Genomic DNA, 25,865 nt, shown 5'->3' with positions numbered 1-25,865 from the left:
ACCGCAGATCAGAGTGATCTGGGGGAGCGACGACGACATTAGGAGTCGAATGCATCGAACACAAGAGGGCAGCAGAAGCTACAGGCGCCTCCGGAGGCACCGCAGCGCCGGGGCCATCGACCTCGTCGTCACCGCCACGGCCGAACTGCAGGGACTGACCCTGCCGCACCGCGACCCCGACTTCGGGTGCATCGCCGCCGTCACCGGCCAGGCGCTCCAGTGGTACGGCCCCGAAGCCGGCAAGTGAGCCAGGACCGAGCACCCTCCTTTCACCAGGAAGTCGGTCTCGCAGCATCGGGGCGCGGCCTTCGCACCTCGGTACGCCGTTCACTCGCCTGGCCCGGCCACGTGGCGCGCCGTGCGTCACACACATCTGCTGGTGACCATGAGCGACAGTGGTGACGGAGACCTCTCGGCCCGGGAGGGCGGCGAGCTGGACGAACTGCGGCGCCGAGTGAGTGCCCTGGAGGGCGCCGGGCCGCCGCGGCACCACCCGTTCCGCTCGCTCGGCTCGGGCCTGCTGATCCTTGTCGCCGCGCTGCTGTCGCTGCTGTCCGTCGTCGCGGTGTGGGCGAACAGCATCGTGCAGGACACGGACCGCTACGTCGCGACCGTCGGGCCTCTGGCGAGCGATCCCGAAGTGCAGAAGGCGGTCACCAATCGGGTCACCTCCGCCGTGCTGGAGCGCGTCGACGTGGACGCGCTGGTCCAGCAGTTGACGGACGCGGCATCGCAGCAGGGCGTGCCCCCGCGGGCGGCCGAGCTGCTGAAGAACCTGGACGGCCCGATCGAGAACGGCCTCAAGCAACTGGTCGGCAACACGGTGGAGCGGGTGGTCACCAGCAGCGCCTTCCAGACGGTCTGGGTGGATGCCAACCGCCGGGCGCACGCGGCGTTTGACGAGGCGCTGACGGGCGAGGGCGAGGGCGCGGTCAAGCTGGAGGACAACCAGGTCGTCATCGACGTGGGCCCGATCGTCGCCAGGGTCAAGGACCGGCTGGTCGACGCCGGCCTCACGCCGGCCGCGAACATCCCCGCCGTTCACACGGACTTCGTGGTGTTCGCGTCGGAGGACGTCGGTGAGATCAAAACCTACGTGCGCGTGCTGGAGCTCCTCGGCGGCTGGCTGCCCGTCATCGCGCTCCTGGTCGCGGCCGCCGGAGTCTACGTGGCGTTCAACCGCAGGCACGCGCTGATCGGGGCGGCCCTGGCCGTGTTCCTCGCCATGCTGGTTCTCGGTATCGGCCTCACCGTCGCCCGTGACGTCTACCTCGACCGTCTGCCGCCGGGGACCTCCCAGGCGGCCGCGGGAGCCGTGTACGACGCGCTGGTCAGGTTCCTGCGCGCCGGCGTGCGGGCGCTCGCCGCGGTCGCCCTCTTCACCGCCGTCGGTGCCTTCCTCACCGGCCCGTCCCGGATCGCCGTTCTCACCCGCACGGGCTGCCGAAGGAGCATCGGCGCACTGCGCGACGTGGCGATGTCGGCGGGGTTCCGTACGGGTGCCGTCGGGCGGTTCGTCCATCGTTTCAAGCGCTGGATCGGTGTTGCCATCCTGATGATCGCGGCGGTCGTACTGTTCACATGGAGCTACCCGACCACTGCAGTCGTGGTGTGGACCGCGGTGATCACGCTGGTGGGCTTCGCGATCCGCGAATTCCTGGACGCCCCCTCCACACCGCCCGCCGGCTCCCCGGCCGATGCCGCCGCTCACTGATGCCGAGCCCTGGCCTCGGTGAAAGGACGGCCGCCCCGTGGAGCCGGGAGCCCGCTGCCGCTGCCGCTGCCGCCACGGACGACAGGCACGGCTGGATCGGCCCGGTGCGACGCTCAGTCGCCGACCACTCCGGCGTCGATGCGCCGACCACGTGACGCGTCCACCACGACGGGGATACCGTCCGGGATCCGTCCCTCCAGCCGGTCGAGCAGAGACTCCACCGGCGGGAGGGCTCCGGGGGGGCGGACGTGGACGTACATCGTCCGGGAGGTCGCGTCGACACTCGTGACGGACGCGCCGGGCTCGTCGGCGAGCCACTGCTCCGCCGCGCCCTTGGTCCGGTCGGTCCAGGCGTTGAGCAGGAGCGTGACCACGGTGTTGGCCGTGAGCGGAATGAACACGACGCTCGGATGGGTGCGGGTCGTCCACGACCGGCCAGGTGCTGGTCTCGTGTTCCGGGCCGGCGGTCTGCAGGAGCGGTTCCCGCGGTACGCGAGCGCCCAGGACGCCTGGAAAGGCGTACCCGCCGACCACACGGCGGCGGACCGGGCCACGTGATGTGCGGCGGAAGCCGGGCGACGCCTCATCCCGAAGCGCCCCGGCCGCCGCGGAACGGAGCACGGTGATCAGCGACGGCATGGCCGGTGTCCTGCGGTCGCTGCGCCTGGGCGAAGGCGGCGATCCGGCGCGGGCGTGCGCCCGGGCGCTGGGTGCCGAAGGCGTCGCGCTGTCGCTGCTGGTCGGCGCCGACCGGGCGGCCGAGCCGCTCTGGCGCCATCCGGAGCTGAGTGCGCGGTTCGAGGAACTCCAGTTCACGCTGGGTGAGGGTCCGGGACCGGACTCGGTCCGCACCGGTTCGCCCGTGCTGGAGCCGGACCTGGACCGGGTGCGCCCCGAGCGGTGGCCGGCGCTGCTGCCGCTCGCGCACGAGATGGGCGTACGGGGTGTGTGCGGCTTCCCGCGAGCGCCCGCTCGGCGAGGTTGCGGAAGACGTGGTCGCCCGCAGGCTCCGTTTCGACGACGATGTGAGCGGGCCGTATTCGCCCGACGGTGGAGAGGGATGATCGGCATGGCCCGCGAACGACGTCTGGCCCAGATCTTCGTGGAGGTCGCGGACTCCCTCGTCGAGGACTTCGACGTCATCGACCTGCTGCACCGGCTGTCCGCGCGCTGCGTGGAACTGCTCGACGTGTCGGCGGCCGGGATCCTGCTCGCGGACGCGCACGACGAACTGCAGATCATCGCCGCCTCGGACGAGCACACCCGGCTGCTGGAACTCTTCGCGCTCCAGCACGACCAGGGCCCGTGCGTCGAGTGCTACCGCACCGGCGCCGCCCGGACGAACATCGACCTGAGGCGGGCGGAGGTGACCACCGGCTGGCCGCGTTTCGCGGCACAGGCCCGCGAGACCGGGTATCTGGCCACACACGCCATCCCGCTGCGGCTGCGCAGCCGCGTCGTCGGCGCGCTCAACCTCTTCCAGACCACTTCGCACCGCCTGGGCGACGACGACATCGCGCTCGCCCAGGCGCTCGCCGACGTGGCCACCATCGCGATCCTCCAGCAGCGCACGCTGGAGCAGTCGCACGTCGAGAACAGCCAGCTGGAGTACGCCCTGACCAGCCGCATACTGATCGAACAGGTCAAGGGCGTGCTCGCGGAGCGCTGGAACACCTCCGTCGACGACGCCTTCGCCGCGTTCCGGTCGTACGCGCGCGCCCGTCACCTGCGCCTGTCGGAGCTCGCGACACGCATCATCGCGGGCGACTTCGACACCACGACCATCCCGGGACCGGCCTCAGCCAGGCCCGAGGAACGCCACGGCTGACCGCGCGGTCGCCGACGACCGGCCGCGCCGGCGGTCCGTTCAGACGTGACCGCCCGCGGCGTCCGCCATGAGCGGCTCCGCCGCTTCCTCGGTCGTATCCGGGGGCACGACCAGCAGGTCCCAGCGGCCCCGGCCGGGGGCGAGCAGAATGACCGTGTGCGGGGCGGATGCCGTCACGGTCCTGCGCAGCCGTACGACCTGGTTGACGACGAGCATCCGGCCGGGCGTCGCGGGCCACATCGCCCCGTTGACCGTGACGCTGCTGATGTTGCCCCACATGCGAGGCAACCCGGCGAGCAGCCGGGGGAGTTCGGCGAGCAGGTCGTACGAGCGGGGCCACCACGCTCCGTTGATGGCCCGGGGCAGCACGCCGTGGGGTGCCAGGCGCAGCCGGACAAGAGGATGGGAGGGAAGCGGGGGGTCCGGGGCGATGGTCATGAAGCTCCTGTCAACTGCCTTGCGTGGATGAGGGGTTGGCGCCAGGCGCGACGGGCGGCGACACGCGCCGGTGTCGGCCAGTGCACGTCGTACACCCAGCCCGGGCGTTCGAGGAGGCGGATGACGGCCACCGACGGGTCGACCTGGCCACGGTCGACGCCGTGCCGGGCGCTGGTGGGGTCGGCGTGGTGGAGGTTGTGCCGGCTCTCCCCGAAGGAGAGCAGGGCCAGGGGCCACAGGTTGGTGGCCCGGTCGTGACGCCGGGTGCGGAACGGACGCTCACCGATCATGTGACACAGCGAGTTCACGCTCCAGGTCACATGGTGGAGCAGGGCGATGCGGACAAGTCCCGCCCACAGCAGGGCCGTTACGCCATACACCCAGGTGCCACCGATCGCCCACCCCAGCCCGAACGGCAGCGCGAGCGTGAGGACGCACAGGGCCGGGAAGGCGCGGGCGACGGCCCGGATGTCACGGTCGGCGAGCAGGTCGGGGGCGTAACGCTCCGCGGACGTACGGTCGTTGCGGAACAGCCAGCCGACGTGGGCGTGCAGCAGTCCGCGCAGCTGGGTGCCGTAACGGTACGGGGAGTGCGGGTCGCCGGGCCGGTCGGTGAAGGCGTGATGGCGGCGGTGCGTGGCGACCCAGCCGATGACGTCGCCCTGGAAGCTCAGCGACCCGGCCACCGCGAGGGCGATGCGCACGGGGCGGACGGCCCGGTAGGAGCCGTGGGTGAGACCACGGTGGAAGCCGACGGTGATGCCGAGGCCCGTGACCGTGTAGAAGACGGCCGCGAGCAGGATGTCGGCGGGGTGGATGAGGCTGCCCCACAGCAGCCAGCCGGCCAGGCCGAGCGCCACGAACGGCAGGACGACGATCAGCGCCGTCACCGTCACGTACAGCCGCTCCCCGCCGCCGCGCTCGGGCGCCGGGCCGTCCGGTGGGAAGGGCGAAGTCCCGTCGTAGCCCCGGGGCAGCGGGACGTTGTCCGGCGGGATCGCCGTCGTGGGCGCGCGGGAAATGAGCGACATGCAGGATCCTCTGCCTCGGTGCGAATGGCGCGGCCGGGGTCAGGGGCTGCCCCTGTGACGGGAATCGCGAGGACGAGACCGGTCCGGACACCGGCATACGAAGTGCCCTCGCTCCCTTTCACCGTACTCCCGCAGGCTCCGGAACGAGGCGGCCCGGGCACTGCTCAAGTTCCAGCCGCCGCCGACCCGCTCCGCGGCGGAGCGGAGAGTAGTGTGGTCGGTACTGAGGGCATTTCACACACCGGCTGCCACGCCGGGTCGTTCTCGGCGAGCGAAGAAACCCGGGCCGCCGCAGAAGCGGCCTGGAGACGGGTCCGCATCATGTCGGCGACCTTGCTTCCACCCCTGCCGCACGTCGAGCCCGTCGCGGCCCCGGCCGCGCGTCTCACGCTGAAGACCGACCGTACGTCCCGTGGACTCCTGGACGGTGCCTGGTGGCCCCGTTCCCGGGATCTGCTGAGCGAACTGCCCGCGCTGACCGAGGCGCTGGACCCGTTGTGGGGCCGCATCACCCGGATCGCCGTCAACCCGACGTACTGGCCGGTCATTCCGCGCCGGGTTCCCGTGGGCGGCCACGCCGCTGCGGCGTCTTCCGTACGACATGCCGGCCGACGATCCTCAGGTTGTCCGGCGGGGCGTCCAGGGCGAGGCCCGCGGCGACCGCCCGCAGGGCCGCGGACAGTTCGGCCGCGCGGCCCCGGGGCGGCCGGGCCTGGAGGGGTACGGCGTGCAGCTACGCGGGAGGCGGTTCCCTCAGGTAGACGGGGCCGACCGGCCCGTGCCCGTGTGGATGAGGATCTGTTCGGCCTCGGTGATGTTGTCGGCGCGGACGGCTTCGGCCATCGCGGTGCGGGCCGCGTCGGGCGTCGCGTGCGGGGGGATCACGAGGAGGGAGAAGTGGTCCTGGTCTCCCCGGGTGATGAGGACGGTGTCGTCGCCGACCGGGAAGGAGTCGACGTGGATGACACGGTCGTCGATGATCATGCGTGTCGGCAGTCCGTCCCAGGCACGGGCGTCCAGGCCGACGCGGGTGACCGGGCCGAAGTGCTCGGTCAGTGCGGCGATCAGGGTGGGAAGCTCGGCGGCGATGTCGCGCGAGCGCGGCCACCACGCCCCGTCGAGGACTCCCTTGCGGTCGTGTGCCGTCTCCAGCCGTACGACAGCCGTCCCTGGCTCGACGGCCCGGCGGACGGCGCCGGGCGGGAGCCTGGTCACACGCGGGGCGGCGGGATCGGACATCTCATACGCCTGTCTGCGGGGGACGACAGCGGCTCTCTCACCTCACGGTACTCCTCGGCCCGCCGGCGGCCGGGAACTCGCCCCGCACGCCCGGGGCCTGCGGGACAGCCCGGAGTAGAGTGGGAAAACCGGTCTGCCGATCTCTGTCCTCGGGGCACGAGATCCTGGGGACACGGGGATGTGGGGACCGTCGCGGGGTACTGCGGACGGGTCGTCCTGTTGCACAGCGAGGTCGCCGTGGAGTCACTTGAACCACCCTCGGCCGGACATGCCGAGGTACGTATCGTCGCCGCCTCCCCCGAGGTCGCCCGTCGGGTCGCGGAAGTCCTCCGGCGCTGCTTCGACGCCACCGAACAGCGCAGCTACCCCGCGGGGGCCGAGGGAGGAACCCGGCTGCACCTCACCGTGGACACCACCCACGCGGCAGAACCGGCACGGTCCTGGCTGGAGACCAGCCGGGCCTCGGCGGACCGAAGCCGACCGTCGGACCAGGCCTGACGCACTGCCGAACCTCAAGGCGCGCTGCCGGGACGGCTTGGAGCACTCCGGTGACACGTGGGCGGCGCGTAAGCGGGAGCTGACGCCGCTGTCGTCGTCGCGCTGGGCCGGGGCGATCACCAAGGCGTCGCACGACCAGTGGGCACTGGCCCGCCGCTGCCAGCTGGCGTACATCCAGAACCTGGAAGCGGGCATCCGTACCCTCACGCACCGCCTGTCCCTGCCGATCGGACAGAAGGGTTCCAGAGGAGTGCCCGGGGGTTACCGGTCCCGGCGGGAGTGGCACGCCAAGTCGCGTCGTCTGCGCGTGCTGGAGGACCGGCTGGCCGTCGAGCGGGCCGGCCGCGAGGCCGGACTCGTGCACGTCGTGCGGGGTGGTAAGCGCCTGGCCCGCACCCGCCACCACCTGGAGAACGTCAGTTCTCTCCCGAGAACCGGCACCTTGGCCAAGGCGCGCGACACGACACAGACCACCAGAACTCGTTCCCGCTCACCACGGCGCGCTTGAGCGCGCTCCAGCGGCAGCAGCTCCAAACCCCTCCGACGACCGCAACGCGGGCACGCTGTGGCTGGTGCACCGGTGGATCGCGGAACGGTTCGCCACCGACGAGGAGGCCGTGCCGGCCGTCCTGGCCGACGGTTTCGTGGCCCGGCTGCTGGACAGCACGCCCGCCGCGCACCGGCCGCGCGGGGCCGAGCTGTCCGCGGCCCTGCGGGCGGTCGCCGCGGGCCTCGCCCTGGACGCCCCGCCGGACAACCTGAGGATCGTCGGCCGGCATGTCGTACTGGCCCCGCGTGGCTGGTGCCGGGTGCCATGTCATGCCGCCGCCCCTGCCGGCCGGGATGCGGGCAAGGGCGGATGAAGGTGGGGTGCCGTGTCAGCCGATGGTGTCGATGTAAGACTGCGGGCCGGCATCCGGGTCACTGGCGGACGGCGCGGGCGTCGCGGGTGTCATGGGCGGTGCCGGCCGGAGCGGGGGCGTCGCGTGGCAGGTGAAGCCGAGACGGGTCAGGGCCCTGGTGACCTCGAAGGCGGTGAAGTCGCGGCGGTCCTGACGGGTGATCACCTCACCGACCTGCTTGACCGGGTACAGCTTGCGGCCGATCGTCACACAGGCTCCGGTGACGGGCTCGGGACGGACGCCCTGCATGGACGCCTCAACCTCGCTCTTGATCAGGTCGAAGGGGTAACGGGCGATCACACAGCGCATGGTGCCTCACCAAGGGTCGAGCGGAAACAGACCACCAAAGGGTCGTGCAAAGGGGCGTGCCGGGGTATGCCGGGAAAACAAACAGGGCCCGCACCCAAGGTGCGGGCCCCGTTTTACGATGCGCGAAGCGCGACGATCAGGCGGGAACGATGTTCTCCGCCTGCGGGCCCTTCTGGCCCTGCGTGACGTCGAAGCTCACCCGCTGGCCTTCCTGCAGCTCACGGAAACCCTGGGTGGCGATGTTCGAGTAGTGGGCGAAGACGTCGGCGCCGCCGCCGTCCTGCGCGATGAAGCCGAAGCCCTTTTCCGCGTTGAACCACTTCACTGTGCCGGTGGCCATGTCAAAACTCCTGTAAGGCAGTGCTGAGAACCCACACTTCGCGGGCCCCCTTCATCGCTGAGATGATCACCTGCCCGGAAATACAACCGACAGCAAAATGGCAACCACAACTGCAACTGACTCCCAGCCTAGCACGTAAGAAACCCGCAACAAGGGGCGAATAAAACGGCCGCAATCGACTGGAATGCTTCGCTGGAATATGCCGGGAAATAATTGCCCGGCGCCTGAGCTATTTCTGTCGTGCCGACGACAGATTTTCACTCGTCGCGCTCGCGGCGCAGCTCCTCGTTCACGCGGAGCGCCTCGTCCAGTCGGTCCTCGAGGCCGATGATCCGGCAGGCCACGTCGATGGGCGTGCCCTGATCGACCAGTTCGCGGGCGCGGGCGGCGAGACGCAGCTGATGACGCGAGTAGCGGCGGTGCCGGCCCTCCGAACGGGTCGGGGTGATCAGCCCCGCCTCGCCGACGGCACGCAGGAAGCCGGGCGTGGCGTCGATCAGCTCGGCGGCACGGCCCATGGTGTACGCCGGGTAGTGGTCGTCGTCGATGCGGCCGACGGCTTCCGGCCGACTGTCCGAGGGCATGTACGCCTTCCCGCGGGCCCGGGGTGAGGCCCGCCGCAGGGGAGCGGTTCCCCATACCGGAACTCTAGTCGCAACCACGCAATCCCTGTCGTGGCGAAGGCAGATGTTCATCGCCCGGACGAAGCGAAATCGGCTTTCGGACACACGTCACACCTGCCTAAGCTGCCCAGACCCCGGGTGCTCGCAAGCTCGGGGCCACGGGTCGGTGATCGCGCCGGCGGGCCCCTGCTTGGGGGCGGGGCCGTCTCTTCGGGGCGGGCGATCACTGGGCCCCGGCGGACGGGGCGCACGGTCTCCCTCGCCGGGCGAGCGGCGCGCCCTGCGAGCGAGTCATCGGCGGGATCTCGGCGGACGGGCGCCCACCATCCCTCCCGACGCACGATCAGCGGACCCCGCGAGCGGACCCCGACACCGCCCTCGGAGGGCGGCCGCCCATCCTGCCCGCGGACGGTCAACGATTCGTCCGGGCGGGCCGGGCCGTCGTCAGTTGTTCCAGCTCTCGTCGTACGGGTCCTGTGGTGCCGGTACCGGCTTGGCCTCCGTGACCTCGATGAACGGGATCGGGCCGTTGTTGACCGGGTCCGCCGTGCGGCGGGCGGTGTACGTGCCGGTGATCTCGAGCCAGGTGTCCGGCTGGAGGATCGGTGGGATGTGGCCGGTGAGGCCTACCTTGACCGGCTGGGCGTCGGCGGCGCAGCAGCTGAGGGCCATGCGGACGAGGTACGGGGTGCCGGCGCGGTCCAGGGCGACGAAGCCGGTGAGCCGGACGCGGCGGTCGCCGAGGGTGCGGCCGTGGTCGTAGGCGGCGCGGCCCGCGTAGTCGACGAGGCTGAGCGGGAGTGGGTCGCCGGACGGCAGGTTCGGGTAGGCGAGCGGCTCCTGGAGGGCCGTACCGGTGCGGGTCGCGCTGTATGAGCCGAGGGCGGGCGGCGCGACGAGGATCAGCGCGAGGACGGGGAGGATCAGGAGCCAGGCGACGCGGGGTTCGTGGTGATGGCCGCCGCCCTTGGGTCCCTCCTTCGTCCGTTTCCGCTCGTACCACGCCGTCGCCAGCGCCGCCGTGATCAGTACCGCGGCGGCCAGCAGCAGCAGCGGGCGCAGGCCGGTCTTGACGTAGCGCAGGTAGAGGTCGGTGGTGCCCGCGTGCAGCAGGCTCGCGCCGAGGAGGAACAGGACCGCCGCCTGGGCCTGCCGGTTCACAGGAGCACCGCCCCGGTCAGGACCGACGCCAGGACGGCGAGGGCGAAGGTGGCGGGCGCGAAGCGCAGGGCGAAGCCGCGGCCGAAGGTGCCCGCCTGCATGGCGAACAGCTTGAGGTCGATCATCGGGCCGACGACGAGGAAGGTGAGCCGGGCCGTCAGCGAGAACTGCGACAGCGACGCCGCCACGAACGCGTCCGCCTCCGAGCAGATCGACAGCAGTACGGCGAGGATCGCCAACGCCAGCACGGACAGCAGCGGGCTGTCGGCCGTCGCGCGCAGCCACTGCTCCGGCACCACGGCCTTGAGGGTCGCCGCGGCCATCGCGCCGACGACCAGGAAACCGCCCGCGTGCATCACGTCGTGCCGGACCGAGCCCCAGAAGGCGGCGCCCTTGCTCTGGCCGTCGTGGGCGCCGTGCGCCGAAGGCGGTCGTAGCCAGTCCGTACGGCCCAGCTTCAGCCACAGCCAGCCCATCGCGCACGCGACCAGCAGACTGGCGACGAGACGGGCGAGGACCATCTCCGGGTTGCGCGGGAACGCGACCGCCGTCGCCGTCAGCACGATCGGGTTGATCGCGGGCGCGGAGAGCAGGAACGCCAGCGCCGCCGCCGGCGCGACACCCCTCCGCACCAGCGCCCCGGCCACCGGCACGGACGCACACTCGCACCCCGGCAGCACCGCCCCCGCAGCCCCCGCGACCGGCACTGCGAGGGCGGGCCGGTTCGGCAGCGCGCGGGCGAAGAAGGACGGCGGCACGAACACCGCGATCGCCGCCGACAGCAGCACCCCGAGGACGAGGAAGGGCAGCGCCTGCACCACGACCGCCACGAACACCGTCGTCCAGTTCTGCATCACCGGGGCGGACAGGGCACGGCGGATCGGGCTCTGGAGCAGGACCAGGAGGAGAAGGACGACGACGAGAAGGAGCGGGGACCTCGACTCGGGCCCGGACTCCGGCTCCGCCGCCTTCGCCGCCGCCTGCGCTTCCTTCACTTCGACGGGCGGGGCCGTTCTGGTGGTCGCCACGGGCGAGGTACCTCCGGTGGTGCGGAAGGGCGCTGGTTTCCCTCCCCTTCAGTACGACGGGCGGGACAACGCCGTTCACGTACGGACGGATTCCTTCTGGAACCACCTGTATCTGTAAGGCAGTCTTGCCCCTTGTGGGGAGCGTTCCGAATCAGAGTCCGGCGGGCGGTGACACGTCCGCGCACATGGTGGTGTGCGGAGACGGCGGCCTGGCACACCGGCTGGCCGGCGAACTCCGGGTGGTGTACGGCGAACAGGTCACCCTCGTCGTACCGCCCTCCGAACGCACGGTACGCCCGCCGGTGGTCGGACGCGCCCGGGCGGCGTCGGCCGCACTGCTCGACCGGATGGTGAACGCGGCCGTCAACCGCGCCAACGGCGGCAACACCGGTGAACCCACCGGGAACGGACGGGTCGTCGAGGCCACCGAGGTGACCGAGGCCGTGCTCGCCGACGCGGGCGTGGAACGCGCCGCCGCGCTGGCGCTCGTGTACAACGACGACGAGACCAACATCCGCGCCGCCCTCACCGCCCGCCGCCTCAACCCCCGGCTGCGGCTCGTACTCCGGCTCTACAACCGCCGACTGGGCCAGCACATCGAGGAACTCCTCGACCAGGCGTCCGCGTTGGCGACGGGCGGCGCAGGCCAGGACCTGGACGCCTCCACGACCGTCCTGTCCGACGCCGACACGGCGGCACCCGCGCTGGCCGCCACCGCGGTGGCCGGCACCACCAAGGTCCTCCAGACGGACGGCCTGCTGCTGCGCGCGGTGGAACGACCGCCGCTGCGCCCCGGCCAGACCGCGCATCCGGGGCTGGCCACCCTGGGGCTGCTGTCCACGACGGGCAACGGCACGGCCGCGACGGACGGTTCGGAGAGCGGCGAGGAGCAGGGGCCGCTGCTGCTGCCGGACGCGGCGACGGTCCGCGGGGCCACGGGCCGCGGGGCCGTGGTCCTGGAGCAGGTGTCGTACTCCGGGCCGTCGCTGCCCGCCGCCCGGGGTGTCGTACCGCCGTTCGCGTCGCTGTTCTCGCGGCGGCTGCGGTGGTCGCTGGCCGGGCTGGTGGGGTGTGTGATCGCGCTGGCGGTGGCCTTGTCGGTGGTGACGCACAACGACCTGCTGCACGCGACCTATCTGACCCTGCTGGACCTCTTCGCGATCAACGACCCCGCGACCGGGCTGTCCACGGGCCGGCAGATCCTCCAACTCCTCTCCGGTCTGGTCGGGTTGCTGCTCCTTCCGGTGCTGCTGGCCGCGGTGCTGGAGGCGCTGGGCACCTTCCGGACCGCGTCCGCACTGCGCAAGCCGCCGCGGGGACTGGGCGGGCATGTGGTGCTGCTCGGGCTGGGCAAGATCGGCACCCGGGTACTGACGCGGCTGCGCGAACTGCACATCCCGGTGGTGTGTGTCGAGTCCGACCCCGAGGCACGCGGGCTGGCGACGGCCCGACGGCTGCGGGTTCCGGTGGTGCTCGGGGACGTGACCCAGGAGGGCGTCCTGGAAGCCGCCAAGATCCATCGGGCGCACGCACTGCTCGCGGTGACGAGCGCGGACACCACGAACCTGGAGGCCGCGCTGTACGCCCGCTCCGTGCGGCCCGACCTCCGTGTCGTACTGCGCCTGTACGACGACGACTTCGCGACCGCGGTGTACCGGACCCTGCGGGCCGCGCATCCGCACGCGTCCACGCGGAGCCGGAGCGTTTCGCATCTGGCCGCGCCCGCCTTCGCCGGGGCGATGATGGGGCGCCAGATCCTGGGGGCGATTCCTGTCGAGCGGCGGGTGCTGCTGTTCGCGGCGGTGGATGTGGGCGGGCATCCGCAGCTGGAGGGGAAGACCGTGGGGGACGCGTTCCGGGCGGGGGCCTGGCGGGTGCTGGCCCTGGACAAGAGGACGGGCGAGCAGGCACACGAGGGCGAGGGCGAGCGGCCACCGGAAGGCGGGTGGGGGCTGCCCGACGACTATGTACTGGGCCCCGCGGATCGGGTGGTGCTGGCGGCCACGCGCAGGGGACTGGCGGAGCTGCTGGGGCGGCGGAGCCGGGAGCGGGCAGGTGCGTAGAGGCTCCCGCCCCTACGCACGCTGGACTCGCCGCCGCGCTACCTCGGCAGATTCCGCTCCGCGAAGTCCAGCTCCAGCCTCACCTGCTTGATGCGCTCGTCCACCACCAGTGAGCCGTGCCCCGCGTCGTACCGGTACACCTCGTGCACCGCGCCCCGCGCCTCGAGGCGCTTGACGTAGTTGTCGATCTGGCGGATCGGGCAGCGCGGGTCGTTCACACCCGCCGAGATGTAGACGGGGGCCTTCACCTGGTCGACGTAGGTCAGCGGGGAGGACGCCTCGTAGCGCTCGGGGACCTCCTCCGGGGTGCCGCCGAGCAGCGTGCGGTCCATGGCCTTCAGGGCTTCCATCTCGTCGTGGTACGCCGTGACGTAGTCGGCGACCGGGACCGCCGCGATGCCCAGCGTCCAGGCGTCCGGCTGGGTGCCGAGGCCGAGGAGGGTGAGGTAGCCGCCCCAGGAACCGCCGGTGAGGATCAGCCGGTCGGGGTCCGCGAGGCCGGAGCCGACCGCCCACTCGCGGACCGCCGCGATGTCCTCCAGCTCGATGAGGCCGACCCGGTGCTTGAGGGCGTCGGTCCAGGCGCGGCCGTAGCCCGTCGAACCCCGGTAGTTGACGCGGATCACCGCGTATCCGTGGTCCACCCAGGCCGCCGGGCCCGCCGCGAACGCGTCGCTGTCGTGCCAGGTCGGGCCGCCGTGGATGTCGAAGACCGTCGGGAGGGGGCCGCTCGCTCCCGCCGGCTTCTGGACCAGCGCGTGGATGCGGCCGCCGGGGCCCTCCACCCACACGTCCTCCACCGGCACCGAGCCCGGCGACTTCATGCCCGGCGGGTCCAGCACCACGCGTCCCGTCGTCGAGCGCACCGCCGACGGCTCAGCGGCCGACGACCACAGGTACTCCACGCTGCCGTCCGGGCGGGCGGTCGCGCCGGACACCGAGCCGGCCGGGGTGGCGATCTCCTCCAGCGCGCGGGTGGCCAGGTCGTAGCGGAACATCTCGCTGCGGGCCTCGTGGCTGTGCACGATCAGCAGTCCGGAGCCGTCCGGATACCACTCGGCGCTCACGTCACCGGGCAGCTCGAGCGCCAGGTCCGTCTCCTCACGCGTCACGACGTCCCACACCAGCGGCTCCCAGCGGCCGCGGCGCTGGTGGCCGATGAGCAGCCGGGAGTCGCCGTCGACCGGGGCGAAGCCCAGGATCTCCAGGCCGAGCTCCTCGGTGCCGTCCTTGGTGTCGTCGAGCTCGGCGACCGCCGTGCCGTCGGGGCGCAGGACGCGCAGCGCCGAGTGCATCGCGTCGCCGTGCTCGGTGTGCTCGACCGCGATCAGCGAACCGTCGTGCGAGAGGTCGCCGACGCCGGCGGATTCGCGGTGGCGGTAGATCTCCACGGTGTCCGCGCCGCTCTCGCCGAGGCGCGCGAGGTGGATCGTCGTGCCCTCGTCGTCCGTCGAGCGGCCGACGACCGCCGTACGGCCGTCCCTGCCGAGGGCGAGGCCCGCCGGGTACGAGGCGTCCAGGCCCGGCACCGCGAGCTCGTCCCCGCCGCCGGTGAAGGGCTGGCGGCGCCAGACGCCGAACTCGTCGCCGTCCTTGTCGTCGAACCACCAGATCCACGCGCCGTCCGGGGAGAGCACGCCGTCCGTCGTGCCGTTCGGCCGGTTGGTCACCTGGCGCTGCTCGCCCGTGGAACGGTCCCAGGCGTACAGCTCGTATGTGCCGGTGGCGTTCGACACGAACAAGGAGCGGTCCGGTGTGTCCTCCGCCCAGTCCGGAAGTGACACCCGGGGCGCCCGGAAGCGCTTCTCCCAGTCCGCGATCTCCTTGTCCGGCATCTGCTTGTTCCGCTCCGGCGCAGCGGACCCGTTGCTCTCAGTCATGGCCCCATAGTGCCTGGCCCCGACGACATCGCGCCGCCGAGGCCCCCAGCCTGTGGATAACTCCATGACGGATCTCCAGGACGGATGACTCCACGGCCGATTGTCAGTGGCGGCGTGCAGACTTCTGGCATGACCGATCTGCGCAAGACAGTCGAGAGCTCAACCGTGAGTATCCGGGGGACTGACCCCGCGGCCGGGCCGCCGCTGAGGGCCCCGTACCTTTGAAGGCGTGTACCGGTTTCTGCTGACGCCCCGTTGGTGGGGGATCAACGTCTTCGTGCTGCTCGCCATCCCCTTCTGCGTGTTCATGGGGTCGTGGCAGCTGAGCCGGTTCGAGGACCGGGTGCAGGACCATCGCAGCGCCGGTGAGCTGGCCGCGGCGGCCAAGACGGAGGCGGCTCGCCCGCTCGCCGAGCTGCTGCCGGTGGACAAGGCGACGTCCGGCAGGCAGGTCACGGCGACCGGGCGGTACGGCGAGCAGCTGCTCGTTCCCGACCGGGAGCTGGACGGCAGGTCCGGCTTCTATGTGCTGACGCTGCTGCGCACGGAGGGTGGCGAGGCGCTGCCGGTGGTGCGGGGGTGGCTGCCGGGGGATGCGGACGTGGCGAAGGCGCCGGCCGCGCCTTCGGGTGAGGTCACGGTCGCCGGTGCCCTGCAGGCGTCCGAGATGCCGGGGGAGAACGGCGTGCCGGGGCAGGGTGGGTTGCCTGCCGGGCAGACGGGGGCGATCAGTGCGGCGTCGCTGGTGAACCTCGTGCCGTACGACGTGTATGACGCGTGGGTCACCCTGAACGTGGGGGACTCCGGGATGACGGCGGTGCCGGCTGCGGCCGCGCCGAACACGGGGCTCGATCTGAAGGCGTTCCAGAACCTCGGCTACACCGGGGAGTGGTTTGTCTTCGCGGGGTTCGTGGTCTTCATGTGGTTCCGGTTGCTGCGCCGGGAAGTGGAGTTCGTGCGGGATGCCGAGCTGGGGTTGATCCCGGACCCGGATCCGGATCCGACGCCGACGCCGACGCCTGGTGAGGAACGCGCGTCTGTGTGACGCCGGTTCCTGGTGAACCGGTGCCGGTGCCGGGCGGGGGTGGGTCGCGCAGCCCGGCGCCAACGGGGTGCCGCCCTCTTTGGGACGGGTGCCGCCCCCAGCGGCACGACTGCCCGCAGACTGACGGCTGTCTGCTGCCTCGTCCGGTTACGCCGTCGGTGCCAGTACGCCCGTCCAGTACACCGTGCCCGCGCATGCGTTCGACACCGTGACCTGGATCGACGGGGAGCCGGGTTCTGCCGTGTTGGTGATGAGGACGCTGCCGTCGGCCGTGCCGTCCTCCGTGACGAGCTGGGGGGACGTGCCGGTCTCGCCGGTCGTGGTCGCGCCCTCGGTGGTGCCCGTGTTCTGCGAGGGCGTCGGGGTGGGAGTCGGGGTGGGATCGCCGCCGCCGTTCGTGCCGCCGCTGCCGTCGTTCGTGGGGCAGGTCTCCGAGGGGACCCACGCGAACTTCACCTCGTACGACGCGCCCGGCTTCAGGACGAGCGACGCCAGCTCCAGGGACGGATCGGGCAGGCTCGTCGCCTGGTCGCCGGCGACGTGCCGGGCCACCATGATCTTCGCGGGGTCTGCCGCGCCCTGCGCGAGCGGGGTCACGGAACCGGGCCCCGTGACCGCGCACTCGGCGGTGGAGACGTTGGAGAAGCGGAACGTGCCGTAGACCGCGCCGGCGGTGTCGGGGACGTCCGTGCTGGAGCCGGCGATGCCGAGCTCGGCGGACGTGCAGGCGGGGACGCCCGCCGCGCTGGTCGCCGGCGGGTCGGCGGAGCTGCCGGAGCCCGAGCCACTGCCCGTGCTCTCACCCTTGCCCTGGTCCTCGGCGCCGCCCTTGTCCTTGTCCTCGACCTTGTCCGAGGCGCCGCCGGACTTGCCGTCCTCGTTCTCCGTGTCCTTGCCCTGGCTGACGCCGCCCTGCGCCTCCTGGCCATGACCGGCGTTGGACGCGTTGACACCGGAGCCCGTGGAGTTGGAGACATGCACGAGGGCCGGGACGGCGGTGCCGACGAAGAGCGCGGCGGCGGCCGCGCCCACGAGGGCCTGCCGCTTGCGCGCCCGCCGTGCGGGTACCGCCCGTCGCAGATGGTCCAGGGTGCCGTCACGCGGTTCGATCTCCTGGACCGCCGTGTGCAGCAGCCTGCGCAGTGCCAGCTCGTCCGAGTCGAGTTCCTCGGGGCCCTGGTCATCGGGGCCCTGGTCGTCGGGGCCGTTGTTCACAGTTCCGTTCCCAGCGTGCGATTGCTTCGGCTCTTCATTGTGCAGATGACGTCGCTCGTCGTGGTCCCCACGACCGCCCGTGCCGCCGCTCATGCCGGGGCCTCCATGGCGATCCGCAGGGCCGCGATGCCGCGCGAGCCGTAGGCCTTCACCGAGCCCAGCGATATGCCGAGCGTCTCGGCGACCTGCGCCTCGGTCATGTCGGCGAAGTACCGCAGCACCAGCACCTCGCGCTGACGGCGCTGCAGCCCCTTCATCGCCTTGATCAGCGAGTCGCGCTCCAGCTGGTCGTACGCCCCCTCCTCCGCGCTCGCCATGTCCGGCATCGGCTTGGAGAGCAGCTTCAGGCCGAGGATGCGGCGGCGCAGGGCGGAACGGGACAGGTTGACGACCGTCTGACGCAGGTACGCGAGCGTCTTCTCCGGGTCACGGACGCGCTTGCGCGCCGAGTGCACCCGGATGAATGCCTCCTGGACGACATCCTCGCAGGAGGCGGTGTCGTCGAGGAGGAGCGCCGCGAGACCCAGCAGCGAGCGGTAGTGCGTGCGGTAGGTCGCGGTGAGGTGGTCGACGGTCGTACCGGCCGCCGCTGCGTCCTCGGCGGACTCGACGCCGTCGCGCTGACTGGGTATGCGGGCGGGCCGCGCTGCGGGCATGGGCGCGATCACCGGCATGCCGCCGGACGCGCCGGACATGCGGGATCCCAAAGGCCGCCGGGGCGGCCGTAGGGCCGTGCCGCGCGCTGCCACGGTGAAGTCGAGTACCTCTGCCACGCCAGTTGGACACGCTTCCCCCCGTGAGGGTTGTACGTGCCGGACGTCGGTTTTACGTCGGCCGTCGCAGCCGATCGCGATCTCGCGTCGAACAGCACGACTGACGGTGACTCACATGCCCTCATGCGTCCCGCTCATCCCCTATGTCCCGGTTGGCCGAACGTCCCCACGTCCGGCTCAAGGCGTCCCCACGCCTGACCACGCCTGAAAAAAACGCGTCCACACGCTCCCGAAGGGCGACCGCAAAGACGCTCCCCGCCCTCCGCGCGGTTGCGGAGGGCGGGGAGGAAATCTCCGGACACCGAAGAGGCCCGCTACAAGTGGTCCGGACCATCGTCCGGACCACATGCCTTACATGGATCTTACAAGCGTTTCAGCCACCGGCCAGAACTTTTCCCGTGCCACACGCGCCACACCAGAAACCGCACGGGAACTGCGCGAGAAGCGACACGACGACTACGAGAGCTCCGCCGCCACCAGCTCGGCGATCTGCGCGGTGTTCAGGGCCGCACCCTTGCGCAGATTGTCCCCGCAGACGAAGAGTTCGAGGGCGGTGGGGTCGTCGAGCGCCCGGCGCACCCGGCCGACCCAGGTCGGGTCCGTGCCCACCACGTCGGCGGGCGTCGGGAACTCCCCGGCCTCCGGGTTGTCGCACAGGACGACCCCGGGCGCCGTGGCGAGGATCTCGCGCGCCCTGTCCACGGTGACCTCGCCCTCGAAGCGGGCGTGCACGGTCAGCGAGTGGGTCGTGATCACCGGCACCCGTACGCAGGTCACCGCGACCGGCAACTGGGGCAGCCCGAGGATCTTGCGGGACTCGTCCCGCACCTTCATCTCCTCGGACGACCAGCCGTCCTCGCGGACCGACCCGGCCCACGGCACGACGTTCAGCGCGACCGGCTCCGGGAACGGCCCGGTGTTGTCACCTACAGCCCGCCGTACGTCACCGGGGCTGGTCCCCAGCTCCGTACCGGCGACCAGCGACATCTGCTGCCGCAGCGTTTCCACGCCGGCCCGCCCGGCCCCACTGACCGCCTGGTACGACGACACCACCAGCTCGCGCAGCCCGAACTCGGCGTGCAGCGCGCCCAGCGCCACGATCATGGAGAGGGTCGTGCAGTTGGGATTGGCGATGATCCCGCGCGGCCGGCGCCTGGCCATGTGCGGATTGACCTCGGGGACGACGAGCGGCACGTCCGGGTCCATCCGGAAGGCACCGGAGTTGTCCACGACGACCGCGCCCTTGGCCGCGGCGACCGGTGCCCACTGCGCGGACACCTCGTCGGGTACGTCGAACATGGCGACGTCGACCCCGTCGAAGGCCTCCTCCGACAGGGCCACGACCTCGACCTCCTCGCCGCGCACGGCCAGCTTGCGGCCGGCCGAGCGCGGCGAGGCGATCAGACGGATCTCGCCCCAGATGTCCGCGTGCTGGGACAGGATCTGGAGCATGACCGTGCCGACGGCCCCGGTCGCACCCACCACCGCGAGCGTCGGGCGTACGGTCCGTCCGGTACCGGCCATCAGCGGCCGGTGCCCCCGTAGACGACGGCCTCGTCGCTGTCGGAGTCCAGACCGAAGGCGGTGTGCACGGCGCGGACGGCCTCGTTGACGTCGTCGGCGCGCGTGACGACCGAGATGCGGATCTCCGAGGTCGAGATCAGCTCGATGTTCACGCCCGCGTCGGACAGGGCGGTGAAGAAGTCGGCCGTGACGCCGGGGTTCGTCTTCATGCCCGCGCCGACGAGGGAGATCTTGCCGATCTGGTCGTCGTAGCGCAGCGACTCGAAGCCGATGCCGTGCTTGTTCTTCTCCAGGGCGTCGATGGCCTTGCGGCCCTCGGCCTTGGGGAGCGTGAAGGAGATGTCCGTCAGCCCGGTGGAGGCGGCGGACACGTTCTGCACGATCATGTCGATGTTGATCTCGGCGTCGGAGATCGTGCGGAAGATCGCGGCGGCCTCGCCCGGCTTGTCCGGTACGCCGACGACCGTGACCTTGGCCTCCGACGTGTCGTGCGCGACACCGGAGATGATGGCCTGCTCCACCTTCTGGTCCCCTTGCTGCTGTGCCTTTTGAACGAGTGGCTCACTGCTGACCCACGTGCCCTGCAGTCCGCTGAAGGACGAGCGGACGTGGATCGGGATGTTGTAGCGGCGGGCGTACTCCACACACCGGTGGAGCAGCACCTTCGACCCGGAGCTGGCCAGTTCGAGCATGTCCTCGAACGAGATCCAGTCGATCTTCCGGGCCTTCGTCACCACTCGCGGGTCGGCGGTGAACACGCCGTCCACGTCGGTGTAGATCTCGCAGACCTCGGCGTCCAGCGCGGCGGCGAGAGCGACGGCCGTGGTGTCGGAACCACCGCGACCGAGCGTGGTGATGTCCTTCTTGTCCTGGCTGACGCCCTGGAAGCCGGCGACGATGGCGATGTTGCCCTCGTTCACCGAGTCACGGATCCGGCCCGGCGTGACATCGATGATCCGGGCTTTGTTGTGGACCGAGTCGGTGATGACGCCTGCCTGGCTGCCGGTGAAGGACTGGGCCTCGTGGCCCAGGTTTTTGATCGCCATGGCCAGCAGGGCCATGGAGATACGCTCTCCGGCGGTCAGCAGCATGTCGAACTCACGCCCGGCAGGCATCGGAGACACCTGCTCGGCGAGATCGATCAGCTCGTCCGTCGTGTCGCCCATCGCGGAAACGACGACGACCACCTGGTGGCCGTTCTTCTTCGCTTCCACGATCCGCTTGGCGACGCGCTTGATGCCCTCGGCATCGGCTACGGAGGAGCCTCCGTACTTCTGCACGACAAGGCCCACGTGCGCTCCTCGCTCAGTCCGTGTGTGTCGGCTCAGTTTAACGAGCGTCCGAAATCCACCCTGGGGTTACCACATGATGAGATTCGGCGCTCCGGGATGGTGTCTGCCCTGTGAAGGGCCGAGCACACGGGAAGTGGTGCAGGTCACTCGGGCGTCCTCATAGTTTTCGGGAAAAGCTCCGTAGAGCAGCCGGATCGCCACGTCCCGGGCGTCGATGATCGTCTGCCCTACCAGCGCATGCTCACCGGGTGTCCGGGGAGACGGCCTGCACAAGGCGGTGGACGGAAAGCGTGTCGCCGTCCACCGAGATCATGCTGTGGGCGACGAGACGTTCCGGTACTGTCCTGCGCCCACTTCGCCACCAGCGTGGACTTCCCGATACCCCCGAGACCATGGACACACACCACGGCCGACGGCCCGTCCAGCAGGGCGAGTTCCCGCTCCCGCCCGACGAACAGCCTGGTCGGCGCCGGCAGCTTCACCAGCCGCTTCGGCAACTCCCCCACCGGCAGGAACGCCTCCGCCGGCAGCACGGTCGCCTGGTCGATCTGCTGGATGAAGTCCCCGGTGGCGACGTTGCGCGCGCTGCCCCCGAGCCCGACCGCCCGCTCCCCCGATGCCTCCACCGTTGACGCACCCCGTCTTCACCGGCCCGCGGCCCGGCCCCGGCCGTCTTTAAAGTTCAACCATTATGGTTCGCCTGTGCGTGTACTGCTGGTGGAAGACGACGAACCGGTCGCCGAGTCGCTACGGCGAGGCCTGCTGCGTTACGGGTTCGAGGTGGCGTGGGTCACCACGGGCGGCGCGGCGCTGAGCCACCGGGAGCCTTATGACGTCGTGCTGCTCGATCTCGGGCTGCCCGACACCGACGGCCTCGACGTCTGCAAGGCGCTGCGCGAACGCAGCGATGTGCCGATCATCGTGATCAGCGCCCGTAGCGACGAGACGGACCGGGTGGTCGGCCTGGAGCTCGGGGCCGACGACTACGTGTCCAAGCCGTTCGGGGTGCGTGAGGTGATCGCGCGGATACGAGCGGTGATGCGGCGCATGCAGCCCCGTACGCCCAATGGCGCGGAGAGCGCCGCCGACCGGTACGGCTCCCGCCTCACCATCGACCGCAAGGCGGCCCGGGTCCGCCTGGACGGCGAGGAGGTGGCGCTCGCGCCCAAGGAGTACGACCTGCTGGCCTTCCTCACCGAGGAGCCCGGGGCGCTGATGTCGCGCGAGCAGATCATGGAAGCGGTCTGGGACGCGAACTGGTTCGGGCCGACGAAGACGCTGGACGTGCATGTGGCCGCGCTGCGGCGCAAGTTCGCCGGGGTGATCACGATCGAGGCGGTGCGCGGGGTCGGGTTCCGGCTGGAGATCGCCAACGAGGGTGACGGCGGCGCACGGTGAACCGGCAACTGATCCAGAGCTACATCGCGCTCGTGGCGATCGCCATCGCCCTGTTCACCGTCCCGGTGGCGTACACGCTCACCGACCAGCTGCGCGACGACACCAGGGACTCCGTACTGCGCGAGGCCAGGACCATGGCCCAGCTGCTGGGCCAGGGCAACCCCGCCTCCTGCGAGGCGCTGGAGCAGATGGCCACGGCGTACCACGACAGGGTCGAGCTCTTCACCACCCACGACGAGCCCTGCGCGGCCGACCTCCCCCGCCCGGCCCGGGACGCGGCGCTCAACAACGCCCTGCGGAAGGGGGAGTCCACGACGGACTGGGGCTCGGACTTCATCTGGGGCCGCCATCTGGTGATCACCGTCGCCGCCCATGAGGCCGGCGACGAGGACAAGCCGGTCGTGGGCGCCGTACGGATCAAGTACGACACCGCCAAACTCACCAGCCGGCTGTGGACGATCTGGGGCTTCCGGGCCGGACTTGCCGTCGCCGTCCTGGCGGCCGCGGCCGGTCTGGGTGCGATCGTCGCGCGCCGGCTGACTGCTCCCCTGCGCCAGCTGAACGACATGGCCAGCAAGTTCAGCGACGGCGACCTGACGGCCCGCTCCGAGGTGACGGGCCCGGTGGAGACCCAGACGCTGGCCCGCACGCTCAACCAGGCCGGCGAACGCCTCGACACCCTGATCGCCTCGCAGCGCATCTTCGTGGCGGACGCCTCCCATCAACTCCGTACCCCTCTCACGGCCTTGCGTCTGTCGCTGGACAACATCGCGGACGGGGTGGACGACGAGTTCGTACGGGAGGACGTGGAGCAGGCGACGGCGGAGGTGGTCCGGATGAGCCGCCTGGTCAACGGCCTGCTGGTGCTGGCCCGCGCGGAGGCGAAGGTCACCGCCGCGGAGCCTCTCCCCCTGTGGGACATCGTGGAGGAGAGGCTCGCGGTGTGGAGGCCGGCCGCCGACGAGCGCGGAGTCACCATCGCGCTCAGGGGGAGTATCGACGGCCGGCTGCTTGTGCTGGCCAGCCCCGGTGCTCTGGACCAGGTGCTGGACAACGTGCTCTCGAACGCCCTGGAGGTCTCACCGGACGGCGCGACCATCACGGTCCGGATGGAGCCGAGGGGCGACAAGGTGGTCCTGTCCGTGCTGGACGAGGGACCGGGCATGTCGGACGCGGAGAAGTCCCGCGCCTTCGACCGCTTCTGGCGCGGCCAGGGCCTCACCGGGCGCTCCGGTTCGGGGCTCGGCCTCGCCGTCGTCAAGCAGCTCATCACCGACGACGGCGGGACGGTGGCCCTCAAGGACGCGCCCGGGGGCGGGCTGTGCGTGGCGATCAGCCTTCGGGCATCAACGAGGAGTGGTGGTTGACGATCTTCCACTCGCCGTCCCGCTTCTCCCACTCGTAGGTGTAACGGGCCTTGGCGACGCTCTTCTTGCCGGTCTCGTGGTCGGTGAGCGCGAACTGGTACGTGCCCGCGTCGAGCACCGAGTCCGAGTCGAGGACGTTGATGTGCGTCTCGATCTTCTTGCCGACCGGCTTGTTCTCCAGGAAGTGCTCGAAGTAGTCGATGCGGCCCTCGCGGTCCGTACGGACCTCGTTGGAGAGGGTGGGCAGCAGGACCGCGTCGTCCGCGTACAGGTCGGCGACCTTCTCCGGGTCACCGGTCTGCAGGGCCGCGTTCCAGTCGTCGAACAGGGCGGCGACCTGCTTCTTGGAAGGCTTCGCCTCCTCGCCGGACCCGGCGACCGCCGCGCCGGCGGCGAAGGTGCCGACGGCGACGAGGGCGGCGGCGGTGACGAGGGCAACGCGCTTGCTTATGGAACGACGGGTCATCGCTGTCTCCCAGTGCGGGTCGAAGTTGGGCTTCTCCCTCCGCTTTCTGTGTGGTCTGCGGTGGAAGTGATTCCAGATTCGCGTGGCACTGGTTAGGGCCCGTGCAAGGGAAATACAGGACCGGGACAGCGTGCATCCAATTCACGCCGGGTCATTGGACGATTACGCGGCGCCGCCTGCCTTCTTGCCGCGGAACAGGGCGCTGCCGGCCCCGAGGGAGACTACGCCCATCCCGACGCTGGTCATGATGCCCTGGGCCCCGTCGACGACGAAGGGCGCGGCGAGCGCGACGACGAGGTTGAACGCCACGATCGCGACCGCCGTCGCCCACGCGCACCGGCACGGCGTCGGCGCCCTTCAGCTCCGTACGAAGGCCGGCCCGGTCTCCGTCTCCACCGCCAAGGCGCCGGACGGCACGGTGACGGCCACGCTGGTGAGCGTGCCGCCACGGTCGGTGCCGCTCGCCGAGGCCGATCTGGCCGAGCTGCTGACGGCGCTGCGCCGGTCGGCCGGCGACCTCGACCCGGCGCTGCCGCCGCGGGTGGCCTATGCCGGTGCCTGGCATCCGGTCGTCGCCGTGGCCGGCCGGGGCCGGCTGGCCGACCTGGACTACGACATGCCGGCACTCGCCGACCTGATGCGCCGCCGGGACTGGACGACCGTCGCCCTGGTCTGGCGGGAGTCCCCGACGGTGTTCCACGCCCGCAACCCGTTCCCGCCCGGCGGGGTCGTGGAGGACCCGGCCACCGGTGCGGCGGCCGCGGCGTTCGGCGGCTACCTGCGCGAACTCGAACTGGTGCCGACTCCGGCGACCCTGACGGTCCTTCAGGGCGCGGACATGGGCCGCCCGAGCACGATCACGGTGACCGTGCCGAGGGAAACGGGCAGCGGGATCGGGGGGGTCGGGGACGGCCGTGGAGATCGGGTCGTAGACGCCTGAACCCGCCTAGTCCACGAACTCCTTGAGGGGCTCAGTGTCGAGGGTGATGTTCACGGGCTCGGGGATCTTGACGGTCGCACCGAAGGGGAGCTTCTCCTCGTGCCGGTAGCGGCCGTCTTCCGGCTGATTGAAGACGACGACCGAGCAGTCGTCACGGTCGATGAGGAGGTAGACGGGGATGCCGGCGGCTGCGTAACCGCCGGGCTTCTCGACGCGGTCGCGCTGATGCGTGTCGGAGTCGTGCGACGTGACTTCAACCGCCATGAGCACGCCTGAAGTCTCGGACCAGTTCCCGTGTCCCGTCGGGAATCCGAACGGGGCAAGGACACCGTCCGGGCGCGCCCGTCCCATGCGGTAGCGCTCGATCTTCATGCCGCGATCCCCATAAAGCCACAGCTCGGGACGGTGCTGCATGCACAGCCGCTGCAACCAGGCGATGATCTGGTCGTGGTTGCCATCGGTCACCGGCTTGACCTGGACCTTTCCGTTGATGAACTCCAGCCGCACGGTCTCCGGGGCATGGCGTTCCAGCTGCTCGAACTCCTCGGTGGTCATCTGCGGCTGGTGCTCGGTCCTGGGGGTCATGGCGTCGCCTCCTCGACTCCATGGTGCCCTGACCGGCGCATCCTGCACGCTCATACGTCGCTCCCGTCCGGCGCCCCGCCCTCCCGGCGGCGGCCCTGATCGTCGTCGGCGGGCCCAGCACCCGGTCGATCCGTGCATCGGCCTCGGCGAGTTCGGCCTCGGTGAAGGGCCCGTGCTCCGCCTCGTACTGCCTCATGGCAACGAGC

Annotated in this window: 28 protein-coding genes and 3 pseudogenes; 13 read left to right on the top strand and 18 right to left on the bottom strand. The window is 71.0% G+C overall.

Going from position 1 to position 25,865, the window contains the following annotated elements; translation table 11 throughout:
- Window positions 1–97: 97 nt before the first annotated feature.
- Together AQJ91_RS33685 and AQJ91_RS33680 are read left to right on the top strand one after the other, a co-directional pair.
- A pseudogene (locus AQJ91_RS33685) lies at window positions 98–247 on the top strand (PIN domain nuclease); the annotation flags it as partial.
- A 138-nt stretch (window positions 248–385) separates the two neighbouring features.
- The gene (locus AQJ91_RS33680; protein WP_234383200.1) at window positions 386–1,714 is read left to right on the top strand and encodes a hypothetical protein; all 1,329 of its coding nucleotides are present in this window, start codon (window positions 386–388) and stop codon (window positions 1,712–1,714) included.
- Window positions 1,715–1,827: 113 nt separating this feature from the next.
- Here AQJ91_RS33680 and AQJ91_RS33675 read toward each other — a convergent pair whose 3' ends face one another.
- Entirely contained in the window at window positions 1,828–2,115 is a 288-nt protein-coding gene (locus tag AQJ91_RS33675; protein ID WP_067029170.1) for a hypothetical protein, read from the bottom strand.
- On the opposite strand from AQJ91_RS33675, the gene AQJ91_RS33670 reads away from it, so the two are divergent.
- Window positions 2,099–2,272, top strand: coding sequence for a hypothetical protein (locus AQJ91_RS33670; protein WP_234383199.1), 174 nt, complete (start codon window positions 2,099–2,101; stop codon window positions 2,270–2,272). The two genes, AQJ91_RS33675 and AQJ91_RS33670, sit on opposite strands and share 17 nt — an antisense overlap.
- Window positions 2,273–2,774: 502 nt before the next feature.
- Window positions 2,775–3,542 (top strand): GAF and ANTAR domain-containing protein, encoded by a 768-nt coding sequence (locus AQJ91_RS33665; protein ID WP_067029210.1) that lies wholly within the window; start codon window positions 2,775–2,777, stop codon window positions 3,540–3,542.
- Between the two features lie 39 nt (window positions 3,543–3,581).
- Here AQJ91_RS33665 and AQJ91_RS33660 read toward each other — a convergent pair whose 3' ends face one another.
- Both AQJ91_RS33660 and AQJ91_RS33655 read right to left on the bottom strand, forming a co-directional pair.
- Complete coding sequence (locus tag AQJ91_RS33660) at window positions 3,582–3,980, bottom strand: DUF5994 family protein (RefSeq protein ID WP_067029169.1); 399 nt, start codon at window positions 3,978–3,980, stop codon at window positions 3,582–3,584.
- Entirely contained in the window at window positions 3,977–5,011 is a 1,035-nt protein-coding gene (locus tag AQJ91_RS33655; RefSeq protein WP_067029167.1) for an acyl-CoA desaturase, read from the bottom strand. The genes AQJ91_RS33660 and AQJ91_RS33655 overlap by 4 nt, the downstream gene beginning before the upstream one ends.
- Window positions 5,012–5,224: 213 nt before the next feature.
- Between AQJ91_RS33655 and AQJ91_RS56285 the strand changes: the two are divergent.
- Window positions 5,225–5,587, top strand: a pseudogene (locus AQJ91_RS56285) (DUF5994 family protein); the annotation flags it as partial.
- Between the two features lie 177 nt (window positions 5,588–5,764).
- On the opposite strand, the gene AQJ91_RS33650 reads toward AQJ91_RS56285, so the two are convergent.
- Window positions 5,765–6,250 (bottom strand): DUF5994 family protein, encoded by a 486-nt coding sequence (locus tag AQJ91_RS33650; protein WP_067029165.1) that lies wholly within the window; start codon window positions 6,248–6,250, stop codon window positions 5,765–5,767.
- Between the two features lie 237 nt (window positions 6,251–6,487).
- On the opposite strand from AQJ91_RS33650, the gene AQJ91_RS33645 reads away from it, so the two are divergent.
- The 3 genes and pseudogenes from AQJ91_RS33645 (at window position 6,488) to AQJ91_RS33635 (ending at window position 7,611) form a co-directional block, all read left to right on the top strand.
- Window positions 6,488–6,748, top strand: coding sequence for a hypothetical protein (locus tag AQJ91_RS33645; protein ID WP_067029208.1), 261 nt, complete (start codon window positions 6,488–6,490; stop codon window positions 6,746–6,748).
- Window positions 6,749–6,752: 4 nt separating this feature from the next.
- A pseudogene (locus AQJ91_RS33640) lies at window positions 6,753–7,157 on the top strand (IS200/IS605 family accessory protein TnpB-related protein); the annotation flags it as partial.
- Between the two features lie 163 nt (window positions 7,158–7,320).
- A complete protein-coding gene (locus AQJ91_RS33635; protein WP_067029161.1) occupies window positions 7,321–7,611 on the top strand; it encodes a hypothetical protein in 291 nt (96 codons plus the stop codon).
- A gap of 15 nt (window positions 7,612–7,626) precedes the next feature.
- Here the strand turns inward: AQJ91_RS33635 and AQJ91_RS33630 are convergent, their stop codons facing one another.
- The 5 genes from AQJ91_RS33630 to AQJ91_RS33610 all read right to left on the bottom strand — a co-directional run bounded on the left by AQJ91_RS33630 (window position 7,627) and on the right by AQJ91_RS33610 (window position 11,078).
- Window positions 7,627–7,959 (bottom strand): SCO5918 family protein, encoded by a 333-nt coding sequence (locus AQJ91_RS33630; protein ID WP_067029158.1) that lies wholly within the window; start codon window positions 7,957–7,959, stop codon window positions 7,627–7,629.
- Window positions 7,960–8,095: 136 nt separating this feature from the next.
- The gene (locus AQJ91_RS33625; protein ID WP_067029156.1) at window positions 8,096–8,299 is read right to left on the bottom strand and encodes a cold-shock protein; all 204 of its coding nucleotides are present in this window, start codon (window positions 8,297–8,299) and stop codon (window positions 8,096–8,098) included.
- 257 nt (window positions 8,300–8,556) lie between these two features.
- Entirely contained in the window at window positions 8,557–8,883 is a 327-nt protein-coding gene (locus AQJ91_RS33620; protein WP_067029155.1) for a MerR family transcriptional regulator, read from the bottom strand.
- 483 nt (window positions 8,884–9,366) lie between these two features.
- Window positions 9,367–10,083 (bottom strand): TIGR03943 family putative permease subunit, encoded by a 717-nt coding sequence (locus tag AQJ91_RS33615; protein WP_067029153.1) that lies wholly within the window; start codon window positions 10,081–10,083, stop codon window positions 9,367–9,369.
- Window positions 10,080–11,078 carry a permease gene (locus AQJ91_RS33610; RefSeq protein WP_067029206.1) on the bottom strand — a complete coding sequence of 333 codons (999 nt, stop codon included), beginning with the start codon at window positions 11,076–11,078 and terminating at the stop codon, window positions 10,080–10,082. Before AQJ91_RS33610 ends, AQJ91_RS33615 begins: the two co-directional genes overlap by 4 nt.
- A gap of 218 nt (window positions 11,079–11,296) precedes the next feature.
- Here AQJ91_RS33610 and AQJ91_RS33605 point away from each other — a divergent pair, with 218 nt between their 5' ends.
- Window positions 11,297–13,174: an NAD-binding protein gene (locus AQJ91_RS33605; protein ID WP_067029151.1), complete on the top strand. Its 1,878-nt coding sequence runs from the start codon at window positions 11,297–11,299 to the stop codon at window positions 13,172–13,174.
- 38 nt (window positions 13,175–13,212) lie between these two features.
- On the opposite strand, the gene AQJ91_RS33600 is transcribed toward AQJ91_RS33605, so the two are convergent.
- Window positions 13,213–15,054 carry a S9 family peptidase gene (locus AQJ91_RS33600; RefSeq protein WP_067029149.1) on the bottom strand — a complete coding sequence of 614 codons (1,842 nt, stop codon included), beginning with the start codon at window positions 15,052–15,054 and terminating at the stop codon, window positions 13,213–13,215.
- A gap of 229 nt (window positions 15,055–15,283) precedes the next feature.
- Here AQJ91_RS33600 and AQJ91_RS33595 point away from each other — a divergent pair, with 229 nt between their 5' ends.
- Window positions 15,284–16,099 carry an SURF1 family protein gene (locus AQJ91_RS33595; RefSeq protein ID WP_067029147.1) on the top strand — a complete coding sequence of 272 codons (816 nt, stop codon included), beginning with the start codon at window positions 15,284–15,286 and terminating at the stop codon, window positions 16,097–16,099.
- Between the two features lie 147 nt (window positions 16,100–16,246).
- Here AQJ91_RS33595 and AQJ91_RS33590 read toward each other — a convergent pair whose 3' ends face one another.
- The 5 genes from AQJ91_RS33590 to AQJ91_RS33570 all read right to left on the bottom strand — a co-directional run bounded on the left by AQJ91_RS33590 (window position 16,247) and on the right by AQJ91_RS33570 (window position 21,529).
- On the bottom strand, window positions 16,247–17,314 hold the full coding sequence (locus tag AQJ91_RS33590; RefSeq protein ID WP_067029145.1) for a hypothetical protein: 1,068 nt from the start codon (window positions 17,312–17,314) through the stop codon (window positions 16,247–16,249).
- Window positions 17,315–17,403: 89 nt separating this feature from the next.
- Window positions 17,404–18,087 carry a SigE family RNA polymerase sigma factor gene (locus AQJ91_RS33585; RefSeq protein ID WP_079085397.1) on the bottom strand — a complete coding sequence of 228 codons (684 nt, stop codon included), beginning with the start codon at window positions 18,085–18,087 and terminating at the stop codon, window positions 17,404–17,406.
- Between the two features lie 456 nt (window positions 18,088–18,543).
- Entirely contained in the window at window positions 18,544–19,611 is a 1,068-nt protein-coding gene (locus tag AQJ91_RS33580; protein WP_067029143.1) for an aspartate-semialdehyde dehydrogenase, read from the bottom strand.
- Entirely contained in the window at window positions 19,611–20,903 is a 1,293-nt protein-coding gene (locus AQJ91_RS33575; protein WP_067029141.1) for an aspartate kinase, read from the bottom strand. Before AQJ91_RS33575 ends, AQJ91_RS33580 begins: the two co-directional genes overlap by 1 nt.
- 227 nt (window positions 20,904–21,130) lie before the next feature.
- Window positions 21,131–21,529 carry an ATP-binding protein gene (locus AQJ91_RS33570; RefSeq protein ID WP_067029139.1) on the bottom strand — a complete coding sequence of 133 codons (399 nt, stop codon included), beginning with the start codon at window positions 21,527–21,529 and terminating at the stop codon, window positions 21,131–21,133.
- Between the two features lie 76 nt (window positions 21,530–21,605).
- Here AQJ91_RS33570 and AQJ91_RS33565 point away from each other — a divergent pair, with 76 nt between their 5' ends.
- Both AQJ91_RS33565 and AQJ91_RS33560 read left to right on the top strand, forming a co-directional pair.
- Window positions 21,606–22,301 carry a response regulator transcription factor gene (locus tag AQJ91_RS33565; protein ID WP_067029137.1) on the top strand — a complete coding sequence of 232 codons (696 nt, stop codon included), beginning with the start codon at window positions 21,606–21,608 and terminating at the stop codon, window positions 22,299–22,301.
- On the top strand, window positions 22,298–23,668 hold the full coding sequence (locus tag AQJ91_RS33560) for a sensor histidine kinase (RefSeq protein WP_067029135.1): 1,371 nt from the start codon (window positions 22,298–22,300) through the stop codon (window positions 23,666–23,668). The genes AQJ91_RS33565 and AQJ91_RS33560 overlap by 4 nt, the downstream gene beginning before the upstream one ends.
- Here the strand turns inward: AQJ91_RS33560 and AQJ91_RS33555 are convergent.
- On the bottom strand, window positions 23,634–24,134 hold the full coding sequence (locus tag AQJ91_RS33555) for an SgcJ/EcaC family oxidoreductase (protein WP_067029133.1): 501 nt from the start codon (window positions 24,132–24,134) through the stop codon (window positions 23,634–23,636). The genes AQJ91_RS33560 and AQJ91_RS33555 overlap by 35 nt on opposite strands.
- 162 nt (window positions 24,135–24,296) lie before the next feature.
- Window positions 24,297–24,443 (bottom strand): hypothetical protein, encoded by a 147-nt coding sequence (locus tag AQJ91_RS54700; RefSeq protein ID WP_199848086.1) that lies wholly within the window; start codon window positions 24,441–24,443, stop codon window positions 24,297–24,299.
- Here AQJ91_RS54700 and AQJ91_RS33550 point away from each other — a divergent pair.
- Window positions 24,433–25,074, top strand: a complete 642-nt coding sequence (locus AQJ91_RS33550) for a PhzF family phenazine biosynthesis protein (protein WP_407696964.1) — start codon at window positions 24,433–24,435, stop codon at window positions 25,072–25,074. The genes AQJ91_RS54700 and AQJ91_RS33550 overlap by 11 nt on opposite strands.
- 6 nt (window positions 25,075–25,080) lie before the next feature.
- Here the strand turns inward: AQJ91_RS33550 and AQJ91_RS33545 are convergent, their stop codons facing one another.
- Window positions 25,081–25,659 carry a Uma2 family endonuclease gene (locus AQJ91_RS33545; protein WP_067029131.1) on the bottom strand — a complete coding sequence of 193 codons (579 nt, stop codon included), beginning with the start codon at window positions 25,657–25,659 and terminating at the stop codon, window positions 25,081–25,083.
- Window positions 25,660–25,865: the final 206 nt, after the last annotated feature.

Source organism: Streptomyces dysideae, assembly GCF_001514305.1.
Lineage (GTDB): Bacteria > Actinomycetota > Actinomycetes > Streptomycetales > Streptomycetaceae > Streptomyces > Streptomyces dysideae.
Note: the sequence above shows the minus strand (reverse complement) of the source record. Positions and strands in the feature narration are given on the sequence as shown.

Bases quoted from the DNA above. Each gene is read 5' to 3' on its own strand.
- AQJ91_RS33555 (WP_067029133.1), bottom strand. From the start codon at position 24,134: ATGACCCGTCGTTCCATAAGCAAGCGCGTTGCCCTCGTCACCGCCGCC.
- AQJ91_RS33655 (WP_067029167.1), bottom strand. From the start codon at position 5,011: ATGTCGCTCATTTCCCGCGCGCCCACGACGGCGATCCCGCCGGACAAC.
- AQJ91_RS33545 (WP_067029131.1), bottom strand. From the start codon at position 25,659: ATGACCCCCAGGACCGAGCACCAGCCGCAGATGACCACCGAGGAGTTC.
- AQJ91_RS33625 (WP_067029156.1), bottom strand. From the start codon at position 8,299: ATGGCCACCGGCACAGTGAAGTGGTTCAACGCGGAAAAGGGCTTCGGC.
- AQJ91_RS33605 (WP_067029151.1), top strand. From the start codon at position 11,297: ATGGTGGTGTGCGGAGACGGCGGCCTGGCACACCGGCTGGCCGGCGAA.
- AQJ91_RS33665 (WP_067029210.1), top strand. From the start codon at position 2,775: ATGATCGGCATGGCCCGCGAACGACGTCTGGCCCAGATCTTCGTGGAG.
- AQJ91_RS33660 (WP_067029169.1), bottom strand. From the start codon at position 3,980: ATGACCATCGCCCCGGACCCCCCGCTTCCCTCCCATCCTCTTGTCCGG.
- AQJ91_RS33680 (WP_234383200.1), top strand. From the start codon at position 386: ATGAGCGACAGTGGTGACGGAGACCTCTCGGCCCGGGAGGGCGGCGAG.
- AQJ91_RS33620 (WP_067029155.1), bottom strand. From the start codon at position 8,883: ATGCCCTCGGACAGTCGGCCGGAAGCCGTCGGCCGCATCGACGACGAC.
- AQJ91_RS33600 (WP_067029149.1), bottom strand. From the start codon at position 15,054: ATGACTGAGAGCAACGGGTCCGCTGCGCCGGAGCGGAACAAGCAGATG.
- AQJ91_RS33580 (WP_067029143.1), bottom strand. From the start codon at position 19,611: ATGGCCGGTACCGGACGGACCGTACGCCCGACGCTCGCGGTGGTGGGT.
- AQJ91_RS33650 (WP_067029165.1), bottom strand. From the start codon at position 6,250: ATGTCCGATCCCGCCGCCCCGCGTGTGACCAGGCTCCCGCCCGGCGCC.
- AQJ91_RS33630 (WP_067029158.1), bottom strand. From the start codon at position 7,959: ATGCGCTGTGTGATCGCCCGTTACCCCTTCGACCTGATCAAGAGCGAG.